Below are 20154 nucleotides of genomic sequence, written 5' to 3' on the forward strand. Positions count from 1 at the left end.
GGTGGCGCGCGGATCTGAGTGGCGCGGATTTACGAGGCGACGGGGACGGGGAGCGGCTCCGGCCCGTCCGAACCCGGCCGCACCATGGGCGGGTGGCGCTGGTCGTAGCCGGCGGGCATGGCGTCACGCAGGGTCTTCGAGCGGCTGACGAGGAAGTCCATCAGGTGGTTGCGCAGGGCGTAGTAGCCCGGCGCGTGATGGAGGTTCGCGCGCTCGCGCCGTTTCGGCAGCGGGTTCTCGACGATCTCCGCCACCTTGGCCTCGGGGCCGTTGGTCATCAGCACGATGCGGTCGGCGAGGTAGATCGACTCGTCGACGTCGTGGGTGATCATGAAGACGGTCTGGCCGGTCTCGATGCAGATGCGGCGCACCTCGTCCTGCAGCGTGCCGCGGGTGAGCGCGTCGAGGGCCGAGAACGGCTCGTCCATGAGCAGGATCTTGGGCTCGATGGCCAGCGCCCTCGCGATGCCGACGCGCTGCTTCATGCCGCCGGAAAGTTCGGACGGGCGCTTATGCTCGGAGCCGGCGAGGCCCACCGTTGCGATGGCCTTGCGGGCCCGCTCCTCCACCTCGGCGCGGGACGCCTTGCGCCAGCGCGAGGAGACCGCATAGGCGACGTTGCCGAGCACCGTGCGCCAGGGCAGCAGGGCGTGGCCCTGGAAGATCACCGCCCGGTCGAGGCTCGTCCCCTCGATCGCCTGCCCGTCGACGATGACGACCCCCTCGCTCGGCGCCTCCAGCCCGGCCAGGATGTTGAGCACCGTGGTCTTGCCGCAGCCGGAATGCCCGATCATGCAGACGAACTCGCCCCGCCGCATGGGCAGCCACAGGTTCTCGAACACGGTGTTCGGCTTGCCGCCGGGGGCGGGATAACGCCGGGCGATCCCCTCGATGGAGATGAACTTTTCGGAGGAGGACATGCGGCTGGTCCCGGCGGCGGGGTCGGGAGCGGCACTCGCGGAGTGCCGCGCGAAGGGGAGGAGCGTGCTCATGGCGCGGCCTCACTCGGGGAAGGTGACGAGACGCTGCGCGCGCGCCAGCAGCTGGTCGAGGATCATGCCCACGAGGCCGATGACCAGGATCGAGACGATCACATTGGTGATCGAGAGATTGTTCCATTCGTTCCAGACGAAGTAGCCGATGCCGGTTCCGCCCACGAGCATTTCGGCCGCCACGATGACGAGCCAGGCGATGCCGATGGAGATGCGCATGCCCGTGAGGATGGTGGGCGCGGCCGCCGGCAGGATCACCGTGAAAGCGCGGCGGACCGGCCCGACCTCCAGGGTGCGGGCGACGTTCAGCCATTCCCTGCGCGTTCCGGCGACACCGAAGGCGGTGTTGATCAGCATCGGCCAGAGCGAGCAGATGAAGATCACGAAGATCGCGGACAGGCTCGAATCTTTGATCGTGTAGAGGGCGAGCGGCATCCAGGCGAGGGGCGAGACCGGCTTCAGCAACTGGATGAACGGGTCGAGGGCCCGGCCCATCAGCGGCGACATGCCGATGAGGAAACCGATGGGAATGGCTACCAGAACCGCGAGGCCGTAGCCCAGTGCCACCCGGCCGATGGAATAGGCGAGCTGGATGCCGAGCCCCTTGTCGTTGGGCCCGCGATCGTAGAACGGGTCCTTGAGGTGCTTCCAGGCCGTGGCCGCGACGTCGAGGGGCCCCGGCATCGCCGACTTGCCCGTGGTCGCGCTCGCGCCCATGAGGGCTGCGTATTCCGGATCCATGGCCTCGGTCTTGGCGACCCCGCCCACCGCGATCTGCCAGAGCAGCAGGAAGGCGGCGAGGACGGCCAGGGACACGATTCCGGCCCGGAGCGGGAGGGAGGCCTTCATGGCTCAGCCCGCCCGTTTGATGGCGAAGGAGCTCAGGTACTCCTCGGGTTTCGCCGGATCGAAGACCTTGCCCATCACCGAGAAGGATTTCGACGTGGTCGTGGGCGGGGTGAGGCCCGCCTCCTTCATCAGCCGGGCGGCGTCGGTGGCGAGATAGACCTTCTCGGCCACCGCCTTGTAATCGACATCGCCCTTGATCTGACCCCAGCGCTTCATCTGCGTCATGATCCAGACGGCAAAGGACGACCACGGGAAGGCGTCGAAATCGACGCGGTCCGGCACCTTGCGGACAGCGCCGAGGCCGTCGGCGAAGGTTCCGGTGAGCACCTGCTCCACCACCGTCACCGGCTGGTTGAGGTAGTTGGCCGGAGCGATCTGCGCGGCGATCTCCTTGCGGTTCTCGACCTTCGAGGCGTGGGCCGTCGCCTCGATCACGGCGCGGAGCAGGGCGGCGTAGGTGTTCGGGGTCTGGGTGACGAAATCCTGCGAGGCTGCGAAGGCGCAGCACGGGTGCCGGTCCCAGATCTCCTTCGACAGGATGTGGATGAAGCCGACGCCGTCATAGACCGCGCGCTGGTTCACCGGGTCGGGAGCGAGGAACCCGTCGATGTTGTCGGCCCGCAGGTTGGCGACCATGTCCGGCGGCGGAACGGCGCGGATCTGCACGTCGGTATCGGGGTCGATCCCGGCTTCCGCGAGGTAGTAGCGCAGCAGGTAATTGTGCATCGAATAGTCGAAGGGCACCGCGAGCTTGAAGCCCTTCCAGCTCTTCGGGTCGCGCCTGTCCTTGTGCTTCATCGCCAGGGTGATCGCCTGGCCGTTGACGTTCTCCACCGCCGGCATCGTGTAGGGGACGGGGTTCGATCCGACGCCGAGGGAGATGGCGATCGGCATCGGCGCCAGCATGTGGGCGGCGTCGTATTCCTTGTTCAGGGTCTTGTCGCGGATCACCGCCCAGCCGGCGGTCTTCACCACCTCCACGTTCAGCCCCTGCTTCTCGTAGAAGCCCATGGGCTTGGCCATGATGATCGGCGTGGCGCAGGTGATCGGGATGAAGCCGACCTTCAGATCGGTCTTCTCCGGCTTTGCGCCCTGCGCGAAGGCCTCGGCCACGAATTTCGTGGGCAAGAACTGGCTCACGGCGGCGAGCGCCGTCGCCCCTCCGACGCTCCTGAGAAAGGCGCGCCGCTGCGCATCCTCGGGAAACAGGGCCCGCATGACGGCGCCTTCGACGGCCCGTGTGATCGCGGCGTCACCGGACGGAGCTTCGGCATCGTGCGCCGCTTGATCGTGATGGTTCCCGCAGGAGCAGCCCCCGCGCTTCAAGGTCAGCCGGGCGTTGAACGGATCGTCGAAGAGCGCCATGTCGCGAACCTTTGTGCAGGGACGCTCGCTTCTTGGCAAACGCTGTGCCAGTGGCGATTCAACGAAAAAACTCATATATATCAATATGCTGATCGAGATTTTATAATTACGAAATTTCGTCGATTACGATATCCCGTAATTCGTGTTACGAGATATCGTGATAACGAGTTCAGTCGCATTACCTGCGTCGCCCTATGGCCCCGCCTTCGACAGGGCGGCAGAGGCGATGCTGGTGCTCGATCCGGTGGCCGACGAGGTCCGGGACGCCAACCCGGCCGCCGCGCGGCTACTCGGCTACGATCCCGCCGTCCTGCGGGGCATGCGCGTCACCAGCCTTCATCCGGACCAGGTGCCGACGCTCATTGTCTTCACCCAGGCCGTTCAGGCGCGGGGACGCGACTGGACCCACGCCCTCTCGCCGAGGCACGCGGAGGGGCACGGCCTCCACGTCGAATACAGCGGGACGATCCTGCCGGGCGAGCCGGCGCTTCTCCTCGTCAGCCTGTTCGACCTCGACGAGCGCCGGCGCCGCCTCGTGGATACGGAGGCCGATGCGCATATGCGCGCCGGCTTGTCCGAGTGGCAGCGGATGGAGCGGATCTTTCGCGATATCGAGCGCGAGAACCAGCTCATCCTGCGCGCGGCCGGCGAGGGCATCTACGGGGTCAATGCCGAGGGCATCACCACCTTCATCAACCCGGCGGCCGAGCGGATGCTGGGCTGGGACGCGGCCGATCTCGTCGGGCGCGACATGCATGCCACGGTCCATCACAGCCACCCGGATGGCCTCCATTACCCGCATCAGGATTGCCCGATCTACGCGGCCTTCCGCGACGGGGCCGTGCATCAGGTGGACACGGAAGTGTTCTGGCGCCGGGACGGCACGCCGATCTTCGTGGAATACACCTCGACGCCGATCCGCGACCGGGGCCGGCTCCTTGGCGCGGTCATCGTGTTCCGCGACATCAGCCAGCGGCGGGAGGCCGACGAGCGCCTCCGTCAAGCCCTGGCGGAGGTCGATTCCCTGCGCCAGCGTCTCGAGCTCGAAAACGCCTATCTCCGCGAGGAAATCCGCGAGGGCGGGCATCACCAGGGCATCATCGGCCGCTCGCCGGCCATCGAGGCGACCCTCCGGCAGATCGACCTCGTCGCCGGCACCGACGCCACCGTCCTCGTCACCGGCGAATCCGGCACCGGCAAGGAACTCATCGCCCGGGCCATCCACGAGGCGAGCCGGCGCCGGGACCGGCCGCTGATCCGGGTGAACTGCGCCGCAGTCCCGCGCGAGCTGTTCGAGAGCGAGTTCTTCGGCCACGCCAGGGGCGCCTTCACCGGGGCCCTGCGCGACCGGGTCGGGCGGTTCGAACTCGCCGATGGCGGCACCCTGTTCCTGGACGAGGTCGGGGAAATCCCCATCGACCTGCAGGGCAAGCTCCTGCGCGTGCTGCAGGAGCGGCAATTCGAGCGGATCGGCGAGGAACGGACCCGCCTCGTCGACGTCCGCCTCGTGGCCGCCACCAACCGCGACCTCAAGGCCGAGGTGAAACGGGGGCGCTTTCGCGAGGATCTCTATTTCCGCCTCAACGTCTTTCCCATCGCGGCCGTGCCCCTGCGCGAGCGGCCGGAGGATATCCCCCTCATCGCCCAGCACTTCCTTAAAAGTGTAGCCCGGCGCCTCACCGTGCCCGACCTGCGTCTGACGGAAGGGGATGTCCGCCGCCTCGTGCGCTACGACTGGCCCGGCAATGTCCGCGAACTGGAGAACATCGTCGAGCGGGCGGCGATCCTGGCCGTGCGTGGAAGGCTCCGGTTCGACCTGCCCGAGGCCGAGGGCCCCGGTCCCGTCGAGGGCATGCGCCCGCAGGGCGAGGTCTCGACCGGTGCTACCCCCGCCACCGAGGCCGAGCGAAGGGCGCGCGACCGGGCCGACATCTCGGCCGCCCTCGCCTTGAGCAAGGGCCGCGTCTCCGGGGTCGGAGGGGCGGCCGAACTGCTGGGCGTCAAGCCGACGACGCTCGCCTCCCGCATCAGAGTGCATGGCCTGACGGGGGTCGGCCGGTCGGGCGGCAAGGCCTGATCCCGGTTCTTCGAACTCGTTCCACGGGTCTTGGCCATGAGCCGGATTATTTATGCAGAATATTGAGTCGAATTTTCCCGATCGCGAAAGCTTTGCCTGAAGGATCGCCAGCATAGGAAGGCTCAAAGCAACAAGGGCCATGATGAGCGACAGGCGGGCGAAGACGCGGTACAAGGTCACCCTGCCGGCGCTCTGCTGGGGGAGGCATCGGCCAAATTTCTATGCGGTCACCGACGATCTGTCCTTGGACGGGATTCGCTTCAAGTCGTCCGTCGTTCCCGCGATCGATGAACGACTGACCTGCAGCATCCGCCATGCCGGATCCCTTGAGGCCATCGTCGTGCGAACGGAAACGTCAGCTTTCGCGATCCGTGTGCTCGGTGCCAACCATCCCCTCGGCCTCGTGGTCCAGAGCCTTCTCAGCCTCGCCAAATCGCAGAATCTGCCGCCCCTGGTGATGCGCGCTTTTCCGCGTATCGTGCCGGAGCGTCAGGATGTGCTGATCACGACCGAGGCCGGATCGATGCGGCCGGGCCGTGTCCTCAACATCTCGGCATCGGGCGTGGCCGTCTCCATGGAGGAACCCCTCGACGTCGGTACCCTGATCGTCATCGGCCGGACCAGGGCCAAGGTCGCCCGCCGGTTCGACAACGGCATCGGCGCGGCCTTTCTCAAGCCGCTCCACGAAGACGCGGTCGGCCCGCATGTGGTGCTCTGATCGCGGCATCACGGCTGTGCGGCGGAGCCGTTCGACCAGGGTGCCGCCGCGAACCGGGCTCCCAGGAAGGCGATGAGCGCAAGGACGCGGGCGGGGCGCGGATCCCCCGGCGGCGTGACCAGATGCAGGGCGATGGGCGGCAGGTCCCACCCGTGCAGCACCCGTTCGAGCCGCCCGGCCCGAAGATCCTCCCAGACCATGAAATCCGGCTGGACGGCGAGACCGAGCCCGGCGCGAAGGGCGGGTGTCAGGGCATCGGCATTGTTGGCCCGCAACGGTCCGGAGGGGACGATCACCGCCTCTTCGCCCTCCCGACTGGTGAAGATCCAGCGGTCCGGGCTCGGCAGGTAGGCGTAGCCGAGGCAGGCATGGCGGGCGAGGTCGCGCGGATGGTCCGGTCGGCCATGCCGGTCGAGATAGTCGGGCGCGGCCACGAGCGCGCGGTTGACGAGGCACAGGCGCCGCGCCCGCAGGGAGGAATCCGCCAGGGCGGCGATGCGCAGGCCAATATCGAACCCCCCGGCCACGAGATCGACCAGGGCATCGCTGAGATGGAGATCCACCGAAACCTCCGGGTACTGGCCGAGGAAATCCGGCAGGATCGGAGCCACGTGGAGGATTCCGAACGACATGGGGGCGGCGAGCCTCACCATGCCGCGCGGAACCGATGACGAGGCCGTGGCCTGCGCCTCCGCCGCTTCACCCTCCGCCAGGATGCGAGCGGCACCCTCCCGCGCAGCATGGCCCAGCTCCGTCAGGGCGATCTTGCGCGAGGTTCGGTGGAACAGGCGGCCGCCGATCCGGGCTTCCAGGCGGGTGATCGCCTTCGAGACCGTGGCCTTCGACAGGCCGAGTTCATCCGCCGTCCGCCCGAACGCCCCCGTCTCGGCGACTTTGGCGAAGATCGCCCAGGCTTCGAAATCCGGCAGCTTCATTGGTGCGTTTCCAGAAACGATAGGTTTCCATCGTTTCTATTTTCGTTGGGCCTGCCAAGGGCCAGATTGTCTCCATCACGAAGCGGCGCGGTGGTCTTCCACCCGCCAGCGCGCCCCGGAGACACGATCATGTCCGATAACGGCCTGCACCACGTCACCGCCTATGCCGGCGACATCCAGCGCAACCTCGATTTCTATCGGCGCGTCCTTGGCCTGCGCCTGGTGAAGAAGACCGTCAATTTCGACGATCCCTCGATCTATCATCTCTATTACGGGGACGAGGCCGGCCGCCCCGGCACGATCCTGACCTTCTTCCCCGTGGCGCAGGCGGCGCGGGGGCGGGTCGGGATCGGCGAGACGCAGGAGACCGCCTTCCGCGTGCCCCGCGCCTCCATCGGCTGGTGGACACACCGGCTGATCGAGAAGGGCGTCGATCACGACGCCCTGGTCCAGCTCTTCGGCGAGCTGGTTCTGCGCCTGCGCGATCCCGACGGGATGGTGCTGGCCCTCGTGGGTGTGGACGATGTCGTGGAGGGAACGCCTTCCTGGACTGCGTCCGAGGTTCCGGCCGAGTACGCCATCCAGGGCTTCCACGGCGTCACCCTGCTTCTGAACGAGGCGGAGCCGACGGCGCGGATCCTCACCGGGGTGTTCGGCTTCTCCGAGGCCGGGCGCGACGGGGCGATGACCCGCTACGCCAACGGCGGCAGCGTCGGCGGGTTCGTCACCCTCCGGGCGGTGGGCGAGTTCCTGCGCGGTCGGCCCGGTGCGGGCTCGGTCCATCACATCGCCTTTCGTGCGAAGGACGATGCCGAGCAGGCGTCCATGGTGGCCGATCTCACCGGTACCCACGGCCTGCAGGTGACCGAGCAGCGTGACCGGGCCTATTTCCGCTCGGTCTACTTCCGTGAACCAGGTGGCGTGCTGTTCGAGATCGCCACCGACATCCCGGGCTTTGCCGTCGACGAGCCGGCCGATGCCCTCGGCGAAGCGCTCAAGCTCCCCGCCTTCCTCGAAGCGCATCGCGCGCGGATCGAGGAGGTTCTGCCCACCATCGCCTGACAAGGCCGCCCCTCCACGAGGAGGGGCGGTTCCCACGCACCTTTTTGCGAGGCCGTCATGACCACACCGTCCCTGTCCTTCACTCACCGGTTCGAGCCCGCGACCGCGGTCGGCTCCCCTCCGCTCCTGCTGCTCCACGGCACCGGCGGCGACGAAAGCGACCTGCTGCCCCTGAGCCGCGCCGTGTCGCCGGGTTCCGCCCTGCTGTCGCCCCGCGGGCCGGTCCTGGAGAACGGCATGCCGCGCTTCTTCCGCCGTCTGGCCGAGGGCGTCTTCGACGAGGCCGATGTGCGGCGTCGCGCGCGGGACCTCGCGGCCTTCGTCGCGGAGGCCCGTGACGCCTACGGCCTCGCCGCACCCGTGGCGCTCGGCTTCTCCAATGGCGCCAATATCGCCGCGGCCCTTCTGCTGCTCCATCCCGGCGTGCTCGCCGGAGCGGCGCTCCTGCGGCCGATGATGCCGTTGGCGGAACCGCCTGCCCCGAACCTGACGGGGACGGCCGTGCTGATGCTGTCGGGCATGGCCGATCCGATCGTGCCGGCCGAGAGCGCCGGGCGTCTCGCGAGCGTCCTTGCCGGCGCAGGGGCGGATGTCGCGCACGACATCCAGCCGGCCGGGCACGGGCTCGGCCAGGCCGACGTCACGGCGGTTCAGGCGTGGATGGCCCGGATGGTCGGGGGTGAGGGCGCGGGAGCGAGGCTGCGTCGGTAGACCTCCTCGATGCCGTCGAGATGCCGGTCGAGGGTCAGCGGGTCGGCCCAGAACAGGTCGTAGGCGGCATCCGACATGCGGCGGGCCACCGCGTCGTCGGACAAGCGGCCAAGGGCGGCGGCGAGGGAATCCGGTTTGCCGGAAGCGAACCAGAGACCGTTGACGCCGTCCTCCACCGCCTCCCGGCCGGCGCAGATGTCGCTCACAATCACCGGCGTTCCGGCCGCCAGGGCCTCGAGCACGGTGAGGGGCTGGCCCTCGTACCAGACAGAGGGGAAGACGAGGGCGCGGGCCGCGCGCATCAGCGCCTTCACCTCCGCCGGGTTCTTCCAGCCGAGGAAGCGGGCCTCCGGATGCTCCGCCTCCAGTTGCGCCCGCTGCGGGCCGTCGCCGATGAACACCGCCGTCACTCCTGCGAGGCGGGCGGCCTCGGCGAAGATGGGGGCGCCCTTCTCCGGCGAGACCCGCCCCACGAAGACGATGTCGCCCAGCGGCCGATCCGCCTTCCGGCCGATGGGCTCCGCATCCACGGGGTTGGAGACCTCGAAATAGCGTGTCCGCTTCGGCAGGTAGGGGGCGAGAACGGGCTTCTGCAGCCGGCTGATGGTGATGACGGTCGCAGCGCTGCCGACGAGGCCCGACCCCCGCATCAGCGCGTGGCGGCCGACCCGCATCAGCTTGCGGGCATAGCTCCGGGAATCGCAATTGTAGGCGATGCAGGCGGGCGAGAGCGGGGTGCGGTGGCAGGCGGCCGAGATCGGGTAATCGTAGAAGCCGCCATTGGGGCACGCGAGATAGTATTCGTGCATGGTGAACACCACCGGCACCTTCGTCGCCTTCAGCACGGGTCCGATGGAGGGCGACAGGGCCTTGGCCCAGCCATGGACGTGGACGACGCTGTCGCTCGGATCGTAGCCCGAGAGGAGGGCTTCGAGACGGAGCGCCGCCGGCCGGTTCCAGAGCCATTGCACGCCGAAACTGGCGAGCGAGGTGGTGAGCGCCACGTCGGTCTGGCCGAGGACGATCACCTCGATGCCGGCATGCGCCAGACGCGGATCGGCCGGGCCGACGGCCGCGAAGACCACGATCCGGTTGCCCCGCCCGGCGAGGCCGAGGGCGCTCTCGATGGCGACCTTCGCTTGCCCGCCGTTGATGAAGGCGTGATCGGCGACGATGATGACGTTCATGACCGCATCGGATGGGGCGGTGGTCATTTACGGGCGATGACGAAGGCGAAGCTCGTGAAGGTCCGCCAGTCCCGGCTCCGGGCGAGGCGGGTGAACGCATCGTCGATTTGGCGCAGGCCGGGCAGCTTGTGGAAGTAGCTGTAGCCGTAGAACGGCAGCACCACGATCTCGTGAAAGCCGATTTCCTTCAGGAGCGGGACGATCGCCGCCTCGCTGCCCCGGCAGTAATTGTAATGCGCCGGGAATTTCGGATTGTCGCCGTCGTCCCTGCGGTCCGGGAACAGGGTGTGGAGCACCGCGCGCGACAGGGCCTCCGGCATGAGCTGGTTGGCGACGAAGGGCGGGGCGAACAGGGTGGGAAAGAAGCTGAGCGCCGCGCCGCCCGGTGCGAGGAGGCCATGGATGTTGCGCCACATCTGCGCCACGTCCGGCACGTGCTCCATGACCATCGAGCAATAGGCGAAGTCGAACCGGTTCGCGCCGATGGTCTCCAGGGTGGATGGCGAGGCGATGTCGCAGCAGAGTTTCGCGAATTCGGGCGGGGCGAGATCGAGTTCCTTCTGCGAGATGTCGTTGATCGTCACCTTGATCCCATGCCGGACCAGCTCCGGCGGCTGGAAGACCGGGTCGCGCCCGCCGCCGATCTCGAGATGGTCGCGAAGGCCGTACTCGTTGGTGAGGGCGACGATCGTGTTCTTGTAGTTCTCCCAGCTCCAGTTCCAGTCGGGGGAATAGCCGAGGTCGCGTGCAATCGCGCGGATGTCGCGCGGGGCGACCAGCGGGCGCGTGGCCGGCATTCCGGGTGAGGTCCGGCCGGGAGAGGTCGGATCCGGGTTCGCCCTCGTCATGCTCATCGCGATGCGCGCCTTCTGAAGCGGCCGAGCCGCGTTGCAGCGGTGAGGCTGCCTGTCCGGCAACGAGCCTAAGGGGTGCCGGGTTACGGAGATCTGACGGTCTTCCGGGCCGACAATGAATTTCCGCGGCAGCCTTAACGGCCCATGGCCTTAATCGCGCCATTATGGACCGTTGTTCAGGACGGGCCTATCGTCTCGGCGCGGTTCCTCGTCCGCGCCCTCCGACGATGGCCTTCCGAAGGATGCCACGCCTTGCTTCTCCCCGCGCGACGCCATCGTCTTCGTGACGAGCCAGACCGGGGTGATGCCTGATGCTGCCGCCGCATCGCTGGTTCTGGATCCTCATCCTCGTCGCCTGCAGCGGCGCCGGGCTTCTCTACGACCTGCTGTTCGCCAACGGCGCCTCGCCGCTGGCCGGGGTGATCTATGGCCTCGCGGTGGGCGCGACCACCCTCGCCTTCGACCGTGGCCTGATCTTCGGCGGCCTTCAGGCGCGCTTTCGCCAGTTGCCGGCGAAGATCTACGTGCTCGCCGCCGAACTCGCCTATGTCCTGATGATCGCCAGCGGCATCGCGCTCGGCGGTCTCGTCGTCTGGGCCCTCGGCCTGACCGGTGACGCCCTCAAGGATGCCGTCAAGATCACCCCGCGGGTCCTCGCCTATTCGCTGGCGGTATCGGCGATGCTCGTCTTCGTCATCCGCATGCGCGATCTCATCGGCGGCGAGGTGTTCGTGAACTTCCTCGTCGGCCGCTATCACCGGCCGGTGCGCGAGGACCGCATCTTCCTGTTTCTCGACGTCGTCGGCTCCACCGCCTTCGCCGAAACCCATGGCGACCTCAAGGCCCAGGCCTATCTCGGCGCGGTCTTCGCCGCCCTCGCCGAGCCCGTGCGCCGCAATCACGGCTCCACCGACGATTACATCGGCGACATGGCCATGATCACCTGGCCGATGGAGCGTGGCCTCAAGGATGCCCGATGCGTCGCCTGCGTCTTCGACGTCCTCGACCGGATCGAGGCCGAGGCGGCGGCCTGGCAGGCCCGCTTCGGCGTGGTGCCCCGCCTGCGGGCGGCGCTGCATGGCGGTTCCATCGTCACCGCGGAGGTCGGGGTCGACCGGCACAAGATCGCCTATTTCGGCGACACGGTGAACGTGACTTCGCGGATCGAGGCCTTGTGCCGGCCGCTCGGCACCGAGATCCTGATTTCGGACGATCTCCTCGGCCGCCTGCCGCGCCTGCCCGAGGGCATCCGCGCCCGCTCCCTCGGAGCCCATGCCCTGCGCGGCCGGGGCCAGCCGCTCGCGGTCTCGACCCTGGAGCGGGCGGCCCCGGCCATCGAGGAGGTCGAGGCGGTGAGGGACGTGGCTCCGCGTCTGGCGGCGTCCGTATGAGTGCGAGCGTGCCGGAGCCCGACCGGTCGATCGTCGTCTACATCGATGCCGATGCCTGCCCGGTGAAGGACGAGACCTACCGGGTCGCTGGCCGCTACGGCCTGCATGTCTACGTGGTGGCCAACAGTTTCATCACCCTGCCGCGCGAGCCCTGGATCGAGCGCGTCGTCGTCAGCGACCGTTTCGATGCCGCCGACGATTGGATCGCGGAGCGGGCGAGAGCGGGCGCCGTCGTCGTCACCTCGGACGTGCCCCTGGCGAGCCGATGCGTGAAGGCGGGCGCCGAGGTCCTCGCGCCCAACGGGAAACCTTTCAGCGAGAGCGGGATCGGCCTTGCCCTCGCCACCCGCAATTTGATGCAGGACCTGCGCGAGGCGGGCACGGTCACGGGCGGCCCGCGGCCGTTCTCAGCCAGGGACCGCTCGGCCTATCTCGGCGCGCTGGATCGAACCGTCATGCGACTCAGGCGCGGCGGCTTCGGCTGACATTCGCCCTGTCCCGAGCCGTCTCCACTGCCGGGACTCGGTTCGATTCCGTTACGAGCCGGAACTCATGGCCTCGCCGAAGGACTGCACCAGGCCATCCTCGAGGCGCCCCTTCATATCGGAGAGGATCGCCATGGCGACGGAGGTTGGCATCGCCGGCTTGTAGATGCGTTTCTCCGTCAGCGCCGAATAGATGTCGCAGATCGTCATCAGCCGCACGGTATCGCCGATGGCGTCCCCACTGAGGCCGTCGGGATAGCCCGTGCCGTCGAGCATTTCGTGGTGATGCCGCACGGCGCCGAGGGTGACGTCGTCGCAGCCGGTACCCTTGAGCTTCTCGTAGCCGATGACCGGATGCGTGCGCATGATCGTCATCTCGGCCTCGTCGAGCCGGCCCGGCTTGTTGAGGATCGAGAGCGGGATCCGGGCTTTCCCGAGGTCGTGGAGCAGCGCGGCGCGGACGAAATGATGGCGGTCGTCGGTGGAGAAACCGAGGTGGAGCGAGAACTTGGCGGCCACGCCCGCCACGAGCAGGCAATGCTGATAGGTGGCGTCGTCATGCGTCCACACCCGGTCGAGCCAGCGGGTCAATCCGCCGTCGCGAACCGCCGCGATGATCGGTTCGAGGCTGGCATCGACCCGCGTCAGGGAGACCGGATCGTTCGACCGCGCCCCGTCGAACAGGCGGGTCAGGACCGCGGTGGCCCGTGCCACGCCGCGCTCGATGCTCCGGGCCGGCTTTTCGGCGCGATCCTGGATCACTTGCGTCACCATGGTGCGAGCGACCATTGCGGGGGTCGTCAGAGCCGACAGGCAGCAGGTCGCGCCGAGATTCCTGGCGTTGCGCAGGCCGATCTCGCTCATGTTCCGAAGCAGGCAGATGACGGGAACATCCGCGCTTTTCAGTCGCGTGAAGGCACGGCGCATGGCGGTGGCGGCATCGCGCCTGTCGAGGGTCACATCGCATACCGCCCCGATGGGCACCGGCGTCATGTCTATCGCCGAATCGTATCGGATTACCTTGCAGTCCGCGACGAGGCTCAGCTCGTGGCGCAGGAGTTCACTGCTGTCGGGCCGGTCTGTAATGAGAATGACTGTCCCGTCTAGCATTCGCAGTGAGCCCGTGGTCTCGCGATTCCCGCAGATTCGTGATAAATTGCAAATATGGAGAGAAGCTTAATCCATTTTTCTAGTATAATGCTACTATAGAAAATGATATTTTGCCCGCTGCAAGCTGCTATTGTTTGTGCAACCTGAGCTATTTTTCGAGAGAAAAAACAACCTCGGCGGCTGCCCTCAGGCCTTCTTGATAGGCCCCGCCGGCGGTTCCCCATTGCAGGCGGGACAACGCTTCTCCGGCGAACCAGATCTTGCCGGCGAGCGGTGCTTGAAGGTGTCCACGTGCCGGAGCGTGTCCGGGTGGGACCACGGCCCACGAACCGAGCGACCACGGGTCGTGCCGCCACTCGCTGACCGCGGGAATGGAAAGATCGTGTAGGGCGCGGTGGCCGACATGCTCCGCCAGGACGGAGCGGACCAGGCGGCGGGTGGAATCCGGGTGCCTGTCCCGTGCATCGAGCGCCCGCGTCATCGGCGTGTCGAGCTCGAAGAGGTGGAACGGCGTTCCGTCCACGCGGGTGAGCAGTCCGGGGGGCTTGTGGCGTCCGCCGACCAGGGCGGCGAGACGGTCGCGACCGAGGAAGGGCGCGGACGGCCAGTGCAGCACGGCGTGTTCATAGATCCCGCGGGAAAATCCGTCGATGGCCGCGCGGGTCTCGGGCGGCAGGGACGGGGTGAACAGGGGCGAGGCGCGCAGCACCATCATCGGGATCGTGACGATCACCGCCGCGGCCCGCCGCACCGATCCGTCCCCCGTCTCGATGGCGACGCCCGTCCCCGACCAGTCGATCCGCACAACCGGCGTGTTCAGCGCGATGGGCAGCCCCTGCGCCAGGCGGGCGAGATAGCCGCCGAAGCCGCCGGCGATGAAGCGGTTGTCGCCGTATTCCATGCTGGGGAAATCATGGAGGGAGACCTCCGTCAGGGGGCGTCCGGAGACGAGGCCGTGGACGAGGGCGATGCGCTCGGCCCAGGGGCCGAGGCCGGGCGGAAGTGCGCTCGCGGCCGGGCGGTCGGGAGCGGCAAATCCGGCCTGGGTTGTCAGGGCCCGGTCGGCCACCGAGAAGGCACGGGCATGGGCGGCGGCCTCGGCGGGGCGCCCCTTCCGGCCCGACACCAACAGATGTCCGTCCTGTGCCGCGATCCGGAGGGGTTCGCCCCGCCTCTCGCCCAGATGCACCAGCGGGTTGATCGGGCCGGCATGGAGCCAGTGGCCGCCGAGATCCACCGGATGGCCGCGCAGCATCGTGGTGATCAGCCGTCCGCCGACCCTGTCGCGCGCCTCCAGCACGGCCACGGAGACGCCGTGCTCCGTGAGCGTCCGCGCCGCGGCGATCCCGGCGGTACCCGCGCCGACAACGATCACGTCTGCGTGGTCGGGCAGGGGGGCGAGGCGCGGAGCGATGCTCGGGCGGAAATGCGCGTGGGCGGGACGGGGTATCGGGATCATGCGGCTCGCAGGCGTCCGGGTGGGCGGGTCGTGAAAGGCGAGGGCCGGTAGAGTGACCCGCGATCCTCGACCGACCATTACAGGAGACGGGATCACAAAGCGTCGGACGCGCCGATCACTTTCGCAAACGTGCGGCAGCGGCAAAAAGGTTCGGCCCGGAACGGCCGGCCGGGGTTGCGCCGCTCGGCCCACGCCGCCAGAACCCGGGGCTGATGGCGGCGCCCGGACGGGGCGCCCGCCCGCTCTCGCGCGGAACTCGAGGATTTGGGCGTCATGCTCATTCAGGCGGCCTACGCTGCGGTCAAGCAGGTGCTCTCTCCGCCCCTGCGCGCGATCCTGTGGAAGTCCCTGGCCCTGACCCTCGGGCTTCTCGTCCTGATCTGGGCCGGCCTCACCAAGGCGATCGACTGGTTCCTGGCGAACCATCACTTGTCGGCGAGCTACCCGTTCCTCGATACCCTGGCGGTCTTTTTCGCCGGTGCCGGTCTGTTCATCGGCCTCGCCTACGTCATGCCGGCGGTCTCGATCCTGGTGGCGGGCTATTTCCTCGACGATGCCGCGGCCATCGTGGAGCGCACCGACTTTCCCGGAGACGCGCCGGGCACGGCACTGCCGATCGGCTCGGCGATGCTCTACGCCCTGCGCTTCGCGGGCCTCGCCCTGCTGGTCAACCTCGTGGCGCTGATCCTGTTCTTCGTGCCGGGCGTGAACCTCGTGGCTTTCTTCCTCGCCAACACCTACCTGCTCGGGCGCGAATATTTCGAACTCGCCGCCGGCCGCTTCCGGCCCATGGCGGAAGCGGGGGAGATGCGCCGGCATTTCAGCCTGACCACCATGACCGCCGGCGCCATGCTGGCGGGCCTGATGGTGGTCCCCGTCCTCAACCTGCTGACCCCGCTCTTCGGCATCGCCCTGATGGTGCATGTCCACAAGGGCCTGAGCCGGAAGGCCGCCCTCACCGGTCCGGATTCGCGCAAGCGGCTCGGCTGAGCGCCGCGAGGGCTTACCCCCGCGTTCCCCAGCGCACGCCCATCCGGCTCGGGGCCGTCGCATCGGGGCCGATCGGGGGACCGCTCGGCCGGGCGACCGGCGGCGATGACGGCTCCGCGGCCTCCTCCTCGGAGGCGGTGATCGTCTCCTTGGCGAACTGGCCCGCCTTGCGGAAGGTCCAGAGATAGCCCGGCACGACGGCGGCCATGGCGGTGGGCAGGATGCCGAGGCCGTCGAGGGTCCGCCCCTCGGCCTTGGCAGTCTCCGAGACCACGTTGTCGGTCTGGAGCAGGGTGACCTGGTCGCGCGTGAGCTTGAGGCTATCCGGCAGGAGGCCGAGGCTCAGCGTGTCCACGGTCTCGATCACGCGGGCCTGCAGCATGGCGAGGGGCTTGGGCAGGTCGACGACGAGGCGTTTGCGCATCGTGGTCTTGAGCATGTAGCGGACGAGGGCGTCGAGGGTCTCGACCTCGGGGCCGCCGAGTTCGTAGACCCGGCCCGCCTCGGCCTGCCCGTCCACCGCACGGGCGACCGCCTCGGCCACGTCGCCGACGAAGACGGGCTGGAAGCGCGTCCCGGCTCCGGCCAGGGGCAGGACCGGGAGCACGCGGGCCAGCGATGCGAAGCGGTTGAAGAAGCTGTCGCCGGGACCGAAGACCAGGGAGGGGCGCAGGATCACCGCCCGAGGCTGGGCCGCCAGCACCTTCGCCTCGCCCAAGGCCTTGGAGCGCGCGTAGAGAGAGTCCGACTGAGCGTCCGCCCCGATGGCCGAGACATGGACGACCGGCGCGCCGACCCCGGCGGCCGCTCGCGCGATCTCGCCCGCCCCTTCCGCCTGGAGGCGCAGGAAGCCCTGCTTGCCGCTCTCCTGCAGGATGCCCACGAGGTTCACCACCACGTCGGCGCCCTCCACCGCCCGGACGATGGAGTCGGGATAGCGCAGGTTCGCCTGCACGGCGACGATCTGCCCAACCTTGCCCAGCGGCTGCAGGAAGAGTGCGAGGTCGGGGCGGCGGACGGCGACGCGGATGCGATAGCCGCGCTTGGCGAGCGCGCGCACCACGTGGCGTCCGAGGAAGCCGGACCCGCCGAAAACGGTGACCAGCTGCGATGACGGACGCGGCAAGGATGGTCCGGCGAAAGGAGAGGTCGAAGCGTCGAAGCCGGTCATCGCCTGGTTCCCACCTGTCATCCGAGATGCCCCGCCATGCCCTGTTCGGGGCGGCACGAGTCTGTGTCCGTCACCACTGGACGCGGGATTACCATCGCTCGCGCATCGATAGCTAGGGCCGTCGATCGCGGCCACGGCAACGAGTCCCGATTAGCGGTTTGGTCTGACGAGGTCGTGGCAGCTCGTCATCGACGGTTGAACGGCGCGCCTGCCGCTGGTAGCTAGCGCATCGGGCCGGATTAGCTCAGCGGTAGAGCAGCGGTTTTGTAAACTGATGAACCGACTAACGCTCCCCAGCACATTCCTTATTACCCGCAATACCTTACACTGCCTCTGACGGCGCAAACCTATACACCTGTGCCGGATTTTGTGCGGTGCTGTCCTTCGCGGCCTGGGCCTCCTCGGCGGTCAGGAACGCGAGGTAAATCTCGGTGACCTTCAGGCTCGTGTGGCCGAGTTCCTGCTGCAGCGTGTAGATGCTGCCCCGGCCGGAGCGCAGGTAATCCACTGCGAAACGATGCCGGAGGTCGTGGAAGCGGAATCGACGGAACTCCCGCCCGTTCTTCGCCGCCGCTTCGGCGAGCTGCCGGCCGTACAGGCTGAAGCGGGTCGCGACGTTGACGAAGGGCCGACCGTCCGAGTGCCAGAACACCGACCGGGTCACGAGGCTCGGCGGGATCGATCGGAACAGGGCCACAGCCTCGTCCGAGAGGGAGACCACGCGGCGCTTGTTGCCCTTGCCATGAACGGAGATCGCCCGGCGCTGAAGGTCGACGTGCCGACGCTCCAGGGTGACGAGCTCGTCCTGCCGGCAGCCGGTGAGCAACGCGGCCTGGATCAGGAACTTGAAATTTCCTGGCGCGCGCTCGACCGCCATGGCGATATCGCGATCCTCAGGGAGGACGATCGGGTCGCGCCGCTCCTTCATGCGGCGGCTCTGCATCGCCTCCAGGGCTGGATTGCCCTTGCGCCATTTCTCGTCCACGGCGAACGACAGGACGCTCGACAGGGCGGTGAGGTCGCGGCGGATCGTGGCCGTGGTGACCTTCCGTGTTCGCCGCGCCTTGATGATCGCGGCGACGGTGTCCTCGCTGATCTCGTCGACGAAAAGCCCATCGAGATGCGGGCCGATTGTCTTAAGCGAGTTCAGGTACCGCCGCCATGTGCGGTCGCCGACGTGGTGGGCGATGTAGCCGCTCCAGTCGGAAAGCACGTCCTCCCAGCGCTTGCGGCCGTCGCCGAAGCTCGCCGCGGCGATTATCCGCGCGTGTTCGGCTGCCTGCCGGCCGCGAGCAACGACTGGATCACCTGTCTTGAGGCTGAACCGGTACTCTTTTCCGGCGACCACGAAGCGCGCCCAGAGCGTGCCTCCTCGCCAATAGCAGCCCTCCGGGGCCTTCTTTCGATCCTTGGACATGGCTCTTTGCTCTCCTGTTCGACGAGCCAGGTCCGAAGCGCCTGTTCGTTGAACGTCCACAGCCGACCAACTTTGGCGGCCGTCGGCAACTGGCGATCTTGGGCGAGACGCTGAACGGTGCGGGGGGATACGCCGAGGATGGCGGCGGCCCTGACCAGACCGACACGCTCGGGGACGATCGGAAGCGCGGTCACTCGGCCCTCCCCTTTGCGGTGCTGGGCGCCCTCTTCACACGATGCCCGGCAGTCTGTTCGGCCCAAGCGACCGCGCCTTCCAGGCTCTCTCCCGCACCTAGGCGAACGCGCTCGCCTTCCGGGGTGATCGCGTTGGCGTACCAGGGGCCTGTGTCGGAGAATGCTTCGACGATCGCGACGGCGTTGCCGCCGACGTAGAGCGCGTCGCGCAGCACGTGGCTGTCCTCAAGCGGCCACGGGTGCCAGCCATCCGGCTTCTGGTCGGTGCCCGCGCTCATGCCCGCACCTCCGGCATGCCGTCGAGGAGGTCCGGGGTCGACTTGCAGCGGTACCCCGGACGGGGGGCATGCTTGTCGCTGAAGGCTGTGCAGCACGGCTGTCCGTCGGAGCCGAAAATCCGCTCTCGCGGATAGCCCGGATCGTCGATGCCGTAGGCCATCGCCATCATGTGGATGCGGCAGGCCGCATGCTCCCCGCCGCGACGGCAGCCGGCGCACCACGCGCCCTCGAAGAACGCTCCCTCCGTCCCGTTGCTCGGCCGATAAGCCGTGCCAGCGTGCCTCTGCATCGCCTCGGCATGGTGGTCGTGAAGGATGCCGCGCGCGCCGGCGGCCGGAATGGTGTTGGTCTCGGCCATCACTTCGGTCCTTCCAGAAGAAGAGGGCTCGTTGGCATGGCGCCGCGCTCGAATGCGAGTTGAAGCTGCGGCTCGAACCACTGGCCGACGGTCTGCCCGTCCGGCAGCACTACGTGGGCGAGGAACTCCTGCTCCACCGTCGATACGCCGCGATCGATCGCGACGAGCTTCGCCTTCAGGATGATGAAGAGGGCGCGCCAGATGGACATGCGCACCTGGTCGCGTGCGGCCTCGTCGATCTCGACACGCATGCGGATGAGCCGGCCGGCGAGCTCGCACATCACCAGGGCCTCGGCCGGCTCGTCCGCATGCGTGTCGACATCGACGAGGCCGCACGCGACCAGGTGCGCATGTGCATCTGGCGCGCCCTCTTCATCATCCTGAAGGCGAAGCTAGTCGCGATCGATCGCGGCGTATCGACGGTGGAGCAGGCGTTCCTCGCCCACGCAGTGCTGCCGGACGGGCCGACCATCGGCCAGTGGTTCGAGTGGCAGCATCCACTGTCAGTCGAGCGCGGCGCCATGCCTACGAGCCCTCATCCACTTGAAGG

The 20154-nt window shown here is 68.0% G+C and carries 20 protein-coding genes and 2 pseudogenes; 8 read left to right on the forward strand and 14 right to left on the reverse strand.

All coding sequences use genetic code 11. From position 1 onward, the window contains the following. Nucleotides 1-29: 29 nt before the first annotated feature. The 3 genes from MKK51_RS02195 to MKK51_RS02205 are packed head-to-tail and all read right to left on the reverse strand — an operon-like array spanning nucleotide 30 to nucleotide 3206. On the reverse strand, nucleotides 30-992 hold the full coding sequence (locus MKK51_RS02195; protein ID WP_243974701.1) for an ABC transporter ATP-binding protein: 963 nt from the start codon (nucleotides 990-992) through the stop codon (nucleotides 30-32). Nucleotides 993-1001: 9 nt separating this feature from the next. Further along, nucleotides 1002-1841: a nitrate ABC transporter permease gene (ntrB, locus tag MKK51_RS02200; protein WP_243974702.1), complete on the reverse strand. Its 840-nt coding sequence runs from the start codon at nucleotides 1839-1841 to the stop codon at nucleotides 1002-1004. Nucleotides 1842-1844: 3 nt separating this feature from the next. Next, on the reverse strand, nucleotides 1845-3206 hold the full coding sequence (locus MKK51_RS02205; protein ID WP_243974703.1) for a CmpA/NrtA family ABC transporter substrate-binding protein: 1362 nt from the start codon (nucleotides 3204-3206) through the stop codon (nucleotides 1845-1847). Nucleotides 3207-3432: 226 nt separating this feature from the next. Between MKK51_RS02205 and MKK51_RS02210 the strand changes: the two genes are divergently transcribed. After that, nucleotides 3433-5283: a sigma 54-interacting transcriptional regulator gene (locus MKK51_RS02210; RefSeq protein WP_243974727.1), complete on the forward strand. Its 1851-nt coding sequence runs from the start codon at nucleotides 3433-3435 to the stop codon at nucleotides 5281-5283. 139 nt (nucleotides 5284-5422) lie between these two features. After that, nucleotides 5423-6001, forward strand: a complete 579-nt coding sequence (locus MKK51_RS02215; RefSeq protein WP_243974705.1) for a PilZ domain-containing protein — start codon at nucleotides 5423-5425, stop codon at nucleotides 5999-6001. Nucleotides 6002-6009: 8 nt separating this feature from the next. Here MKK51_RS02215 and MKK51_RS02220 read toward each other — a convergent pair whose 3' ends face one another. Next, nucleotides 6010-6936, reverse strand: a complete 927-nt coding sequence (locus MKK51_RS02220; protein WP_243974707.1) for a LysR family transcriptional regulator — start codon at nucleotides 6934-6936, stop codon at nucleotides 6010-6012. Nucleotides 6937-7065: 129 nt separating this feature from the next. On the opposite strand from MKK51_RS02220, the gene MKK51_RS02225 reads away from it, so the two are divergent. Both MKK51_RS02225 and MKK51_RS02230 read left to right on the forward strand, forming a co-directional pair. Next, nucleotides 7066-7998, forward strand: coding sequence for a ring-cleaving dioxygenase (locus MKK51_RS02225; protein ID WP_243974709.1), 933 nt, complete (start codon nucleotides 7066-7068; stop codon nucleotides 7996-7998). Between the two features lie 57 nt (nucleotides 7999-8055). Beyond that, nucleotides 8056-8709, forward strand: a complete 654-nt coding sequence (locus MKK51_RS02230) for an alpha/beta hydrolase (RefSeq protein ID WP_243974710.1) — start codon at nucleotides 8056-8058, stop codon at nucleotides 8707-8709. Here the strand turns inward: MKK51_RS02230 and MKK51_RS02235 are convergent. Together MKK51_RS02235 and MKK51_RS02240 are read right to left on the reverse strand one after the other, a co-directional pair. Beyond that, nucleotides 8649-9896: a glycosyltransferase family 4 protein gene (locus tag MKK51_RS02235; RefSeq protein WP_243974711.1), complete on the reverse strand. Its 1248-nt coding sequence runs from the start codon at nucleotides 9894-9896 to the stop codon at nucleotides 8649-8651. The genes MKK51_RS02230 and MKK51_RS02235 overlap by 61 nt on opposite strands. A 23-nt stretch (nucleotides 9897-9919) precedes the next feature. After that, nucleotides 9920-10693, reverse strand: a complete 774-nt coding sequence (locus tag MKK51_RS02240; protein ID WP_243974712.1) for a class I SAM-dependent methyltransferase — start codon at nucleotides 10691-10693, stop codon at nucleotides 9920-9922. 368 nt (nucleotides 10694-11061) lie between these two features. Between MKK51_RS02240 and MKK51_RS02245 the strand changes: the two genes are divergently transcribed. Together MKK51_RS02245 and MKK51_RS02250 are read left to right on the forward strand one after the other, a co-directional pair. After that, on the forward strand, nucleotides 11062-12141 hold the full coding sequence (locus tag MKK51_RS02245; RefSeq protein ID WP_243974713.1) for an adenylate/guanylate cyclase domain-containing protein: 1080 nt from the start codon (nucleotides 11062-11064) through the stop codon (nucleotides 12139-12141). Then, a complete protein-coding gene (locus MKK51_RS02250) occupies nucleotides 12138-12626 on the forward strand; it encodes a YaiI/YqxD family protein (protein ID WP_243974714.1) in 489 nt (162 codons plus the stop codon). Before MKK51_RS02245 ends, MKK51_RS02250 begins: the two co-directional genes overlap by 4 nt. 51 nt (nucleotides 12627-12677) lie before the next feature. Here MKK51_RS02250 and MKK51_RS02255 read toward each other — a convergent pair whose 3' ends face one another. Together MKK51_RS02255 and MKK51_RS02260 are read right to left on the reverse strand one after the other, a co-directional pair. Further along, nucleotides 12678-13619 carry an HD-GYP domain-containing protein gene (locus MKK51_RS02255; protein ID WP_243974715.1) on the reverse strand — a complete coding sequence of 314 codons (942 nt, stop codon included), beginning with the start codon at nucleotides 13617-13619 and terminating at the stop codon, nucleotides 12678-12680. A 265-nt stretch (nucleotides 13620-13884) separates the two neighbouring features. Then, nucleotides 13885-15195, reverse strand: a complete 1311-nt coding sequence (locus tag MKK51_RS02260; RefSeq protein WP_243974716.1) for a flavin monoamine oxidase family protein — start codon at nucleotides 15193-15195, stop codon at nucleotides 13885-13887. A gap of 273 nt (nucleotides 15196-15468) precedes the next feature. On the opposite strand from MKK51_RS02260, the gene MKK51_RS02265 reads away from it, so the two are divergent. Continuing rightward, nucleotides 15469-16185 carry a sulfate transporter family protein gene (locus MKK51_RS02265; protein WP_243974717.1) on the forward strand — a complete coding sequence of 239 codons (717 nt, stop codon included), beginning with the start codon at nucleotides 15469-15471 and terminating at the stop codon, nucleotides 16183-16185. A 13-nt stretch (nucleotides 16186-16198) separates the two neighbouring features. Here the strand turns inward: MKK51_RS02265 and MKK51_RS02270 are convergent, their stop codons facing one another. The 6 genes and pseudogenes from MKK51_RS02270 to MKK51_RS02290 all read right to left on the reverse strand — a co-directional run bounded on the left by MKK51_RS02270 (nucleotide 16199) and on the right by MKK51_RS02290 (nucleotide 19855). Next, entirely contained in the window at nucleotides 16199-17356 is a 1158-nt protein-coding gene (locus MKK51_RS02270) for a complex I NDUFA9 subunit family protein (protein WP_243974718.1), read from the reverse strand. Nucleotides 17357-17678: 322 nt separating this feature from the next. Then, a complete protein-coding gene (locus MKK51_RS02275; RefSeq protein WP_243974720.1) occupies nucleotides 17679-18773 on the reverse strand; it encodes a tyrosine-type recombinase/integrase in 1095 nt (364 codons plus the stop codon). A 35-nt stretch (nucleotides 18774-18808) separates the two neighbouring features. Further along, nucleotides 18809-18967 (reverse strand): annotated as a pseudogene (locus MKK51_RS27490) (helix-turn-helix domain-containing protein); the annotation flags it as partial. Next, on the reverse strand, nucleotides 18964-19245 hold the full coding sequence (locus MKK51_RS02280; RefSeq protein WP_243974722.1) for a hypothetical protein: 282 nt from the start codon (nucleotides 19243-19245) through the stop codon (nucleotides 18964-18966). The gene MKK51_RS02280 and the pseudogene MKK51_RS27490, both read right to left, overlap by 4 nt. Further along, the gene (locus MKK51_RS02285) at nucleotides 19242-19604 is read right to left on the reverse strand and encodes a hypothetical protein (RefSeq protein ID WP_243974723.1); all 363 of its coding nucleotides are present in this window, start codon (nucleotides 19602-19604) and stop codon (nucleotides 19242-19244) included. The genes MKK51_RS02280 and MKK51_RS02285 overlap by 4 nt, the downstream gene beginning before the upstream one ends. Further along, on the reverse strand, nucleotides 19604-19855 hold the full coding sequence (locus tag MKK51_RS02290) for a hypothetical protein (protein WP_243974724.1): 252 nt from the start codon (nucleotides 19853-19855) through the stop codon (nucleotides 19604-19606). Before MKK51_RS02290 ends, MKK51_RS02285 begins: the two co-directional genes overlap by 1 nt. Before the next feature lie 57 nt (nucleotides 19856-19912). On the opposite strand from MKK51_RS02290, the pseudogene MKK51_RS02295 reads away from it, so the two are divergent. Further along, nucleotides 19913-20154, forward strand: a pseudogene (locus MKK51_RS02295) (hypothetical protein); the annotation flags it as partial.

The sequence above is a fragment of the Methylobacterium sp. E-045 genome (assembly GCF_022829685.1).
Lineage (GTDB): Bacteria > Pseudomonadota > Alphaproteobacteria > Rhizobiales > Beijerinckiaceae > Methylobacterium.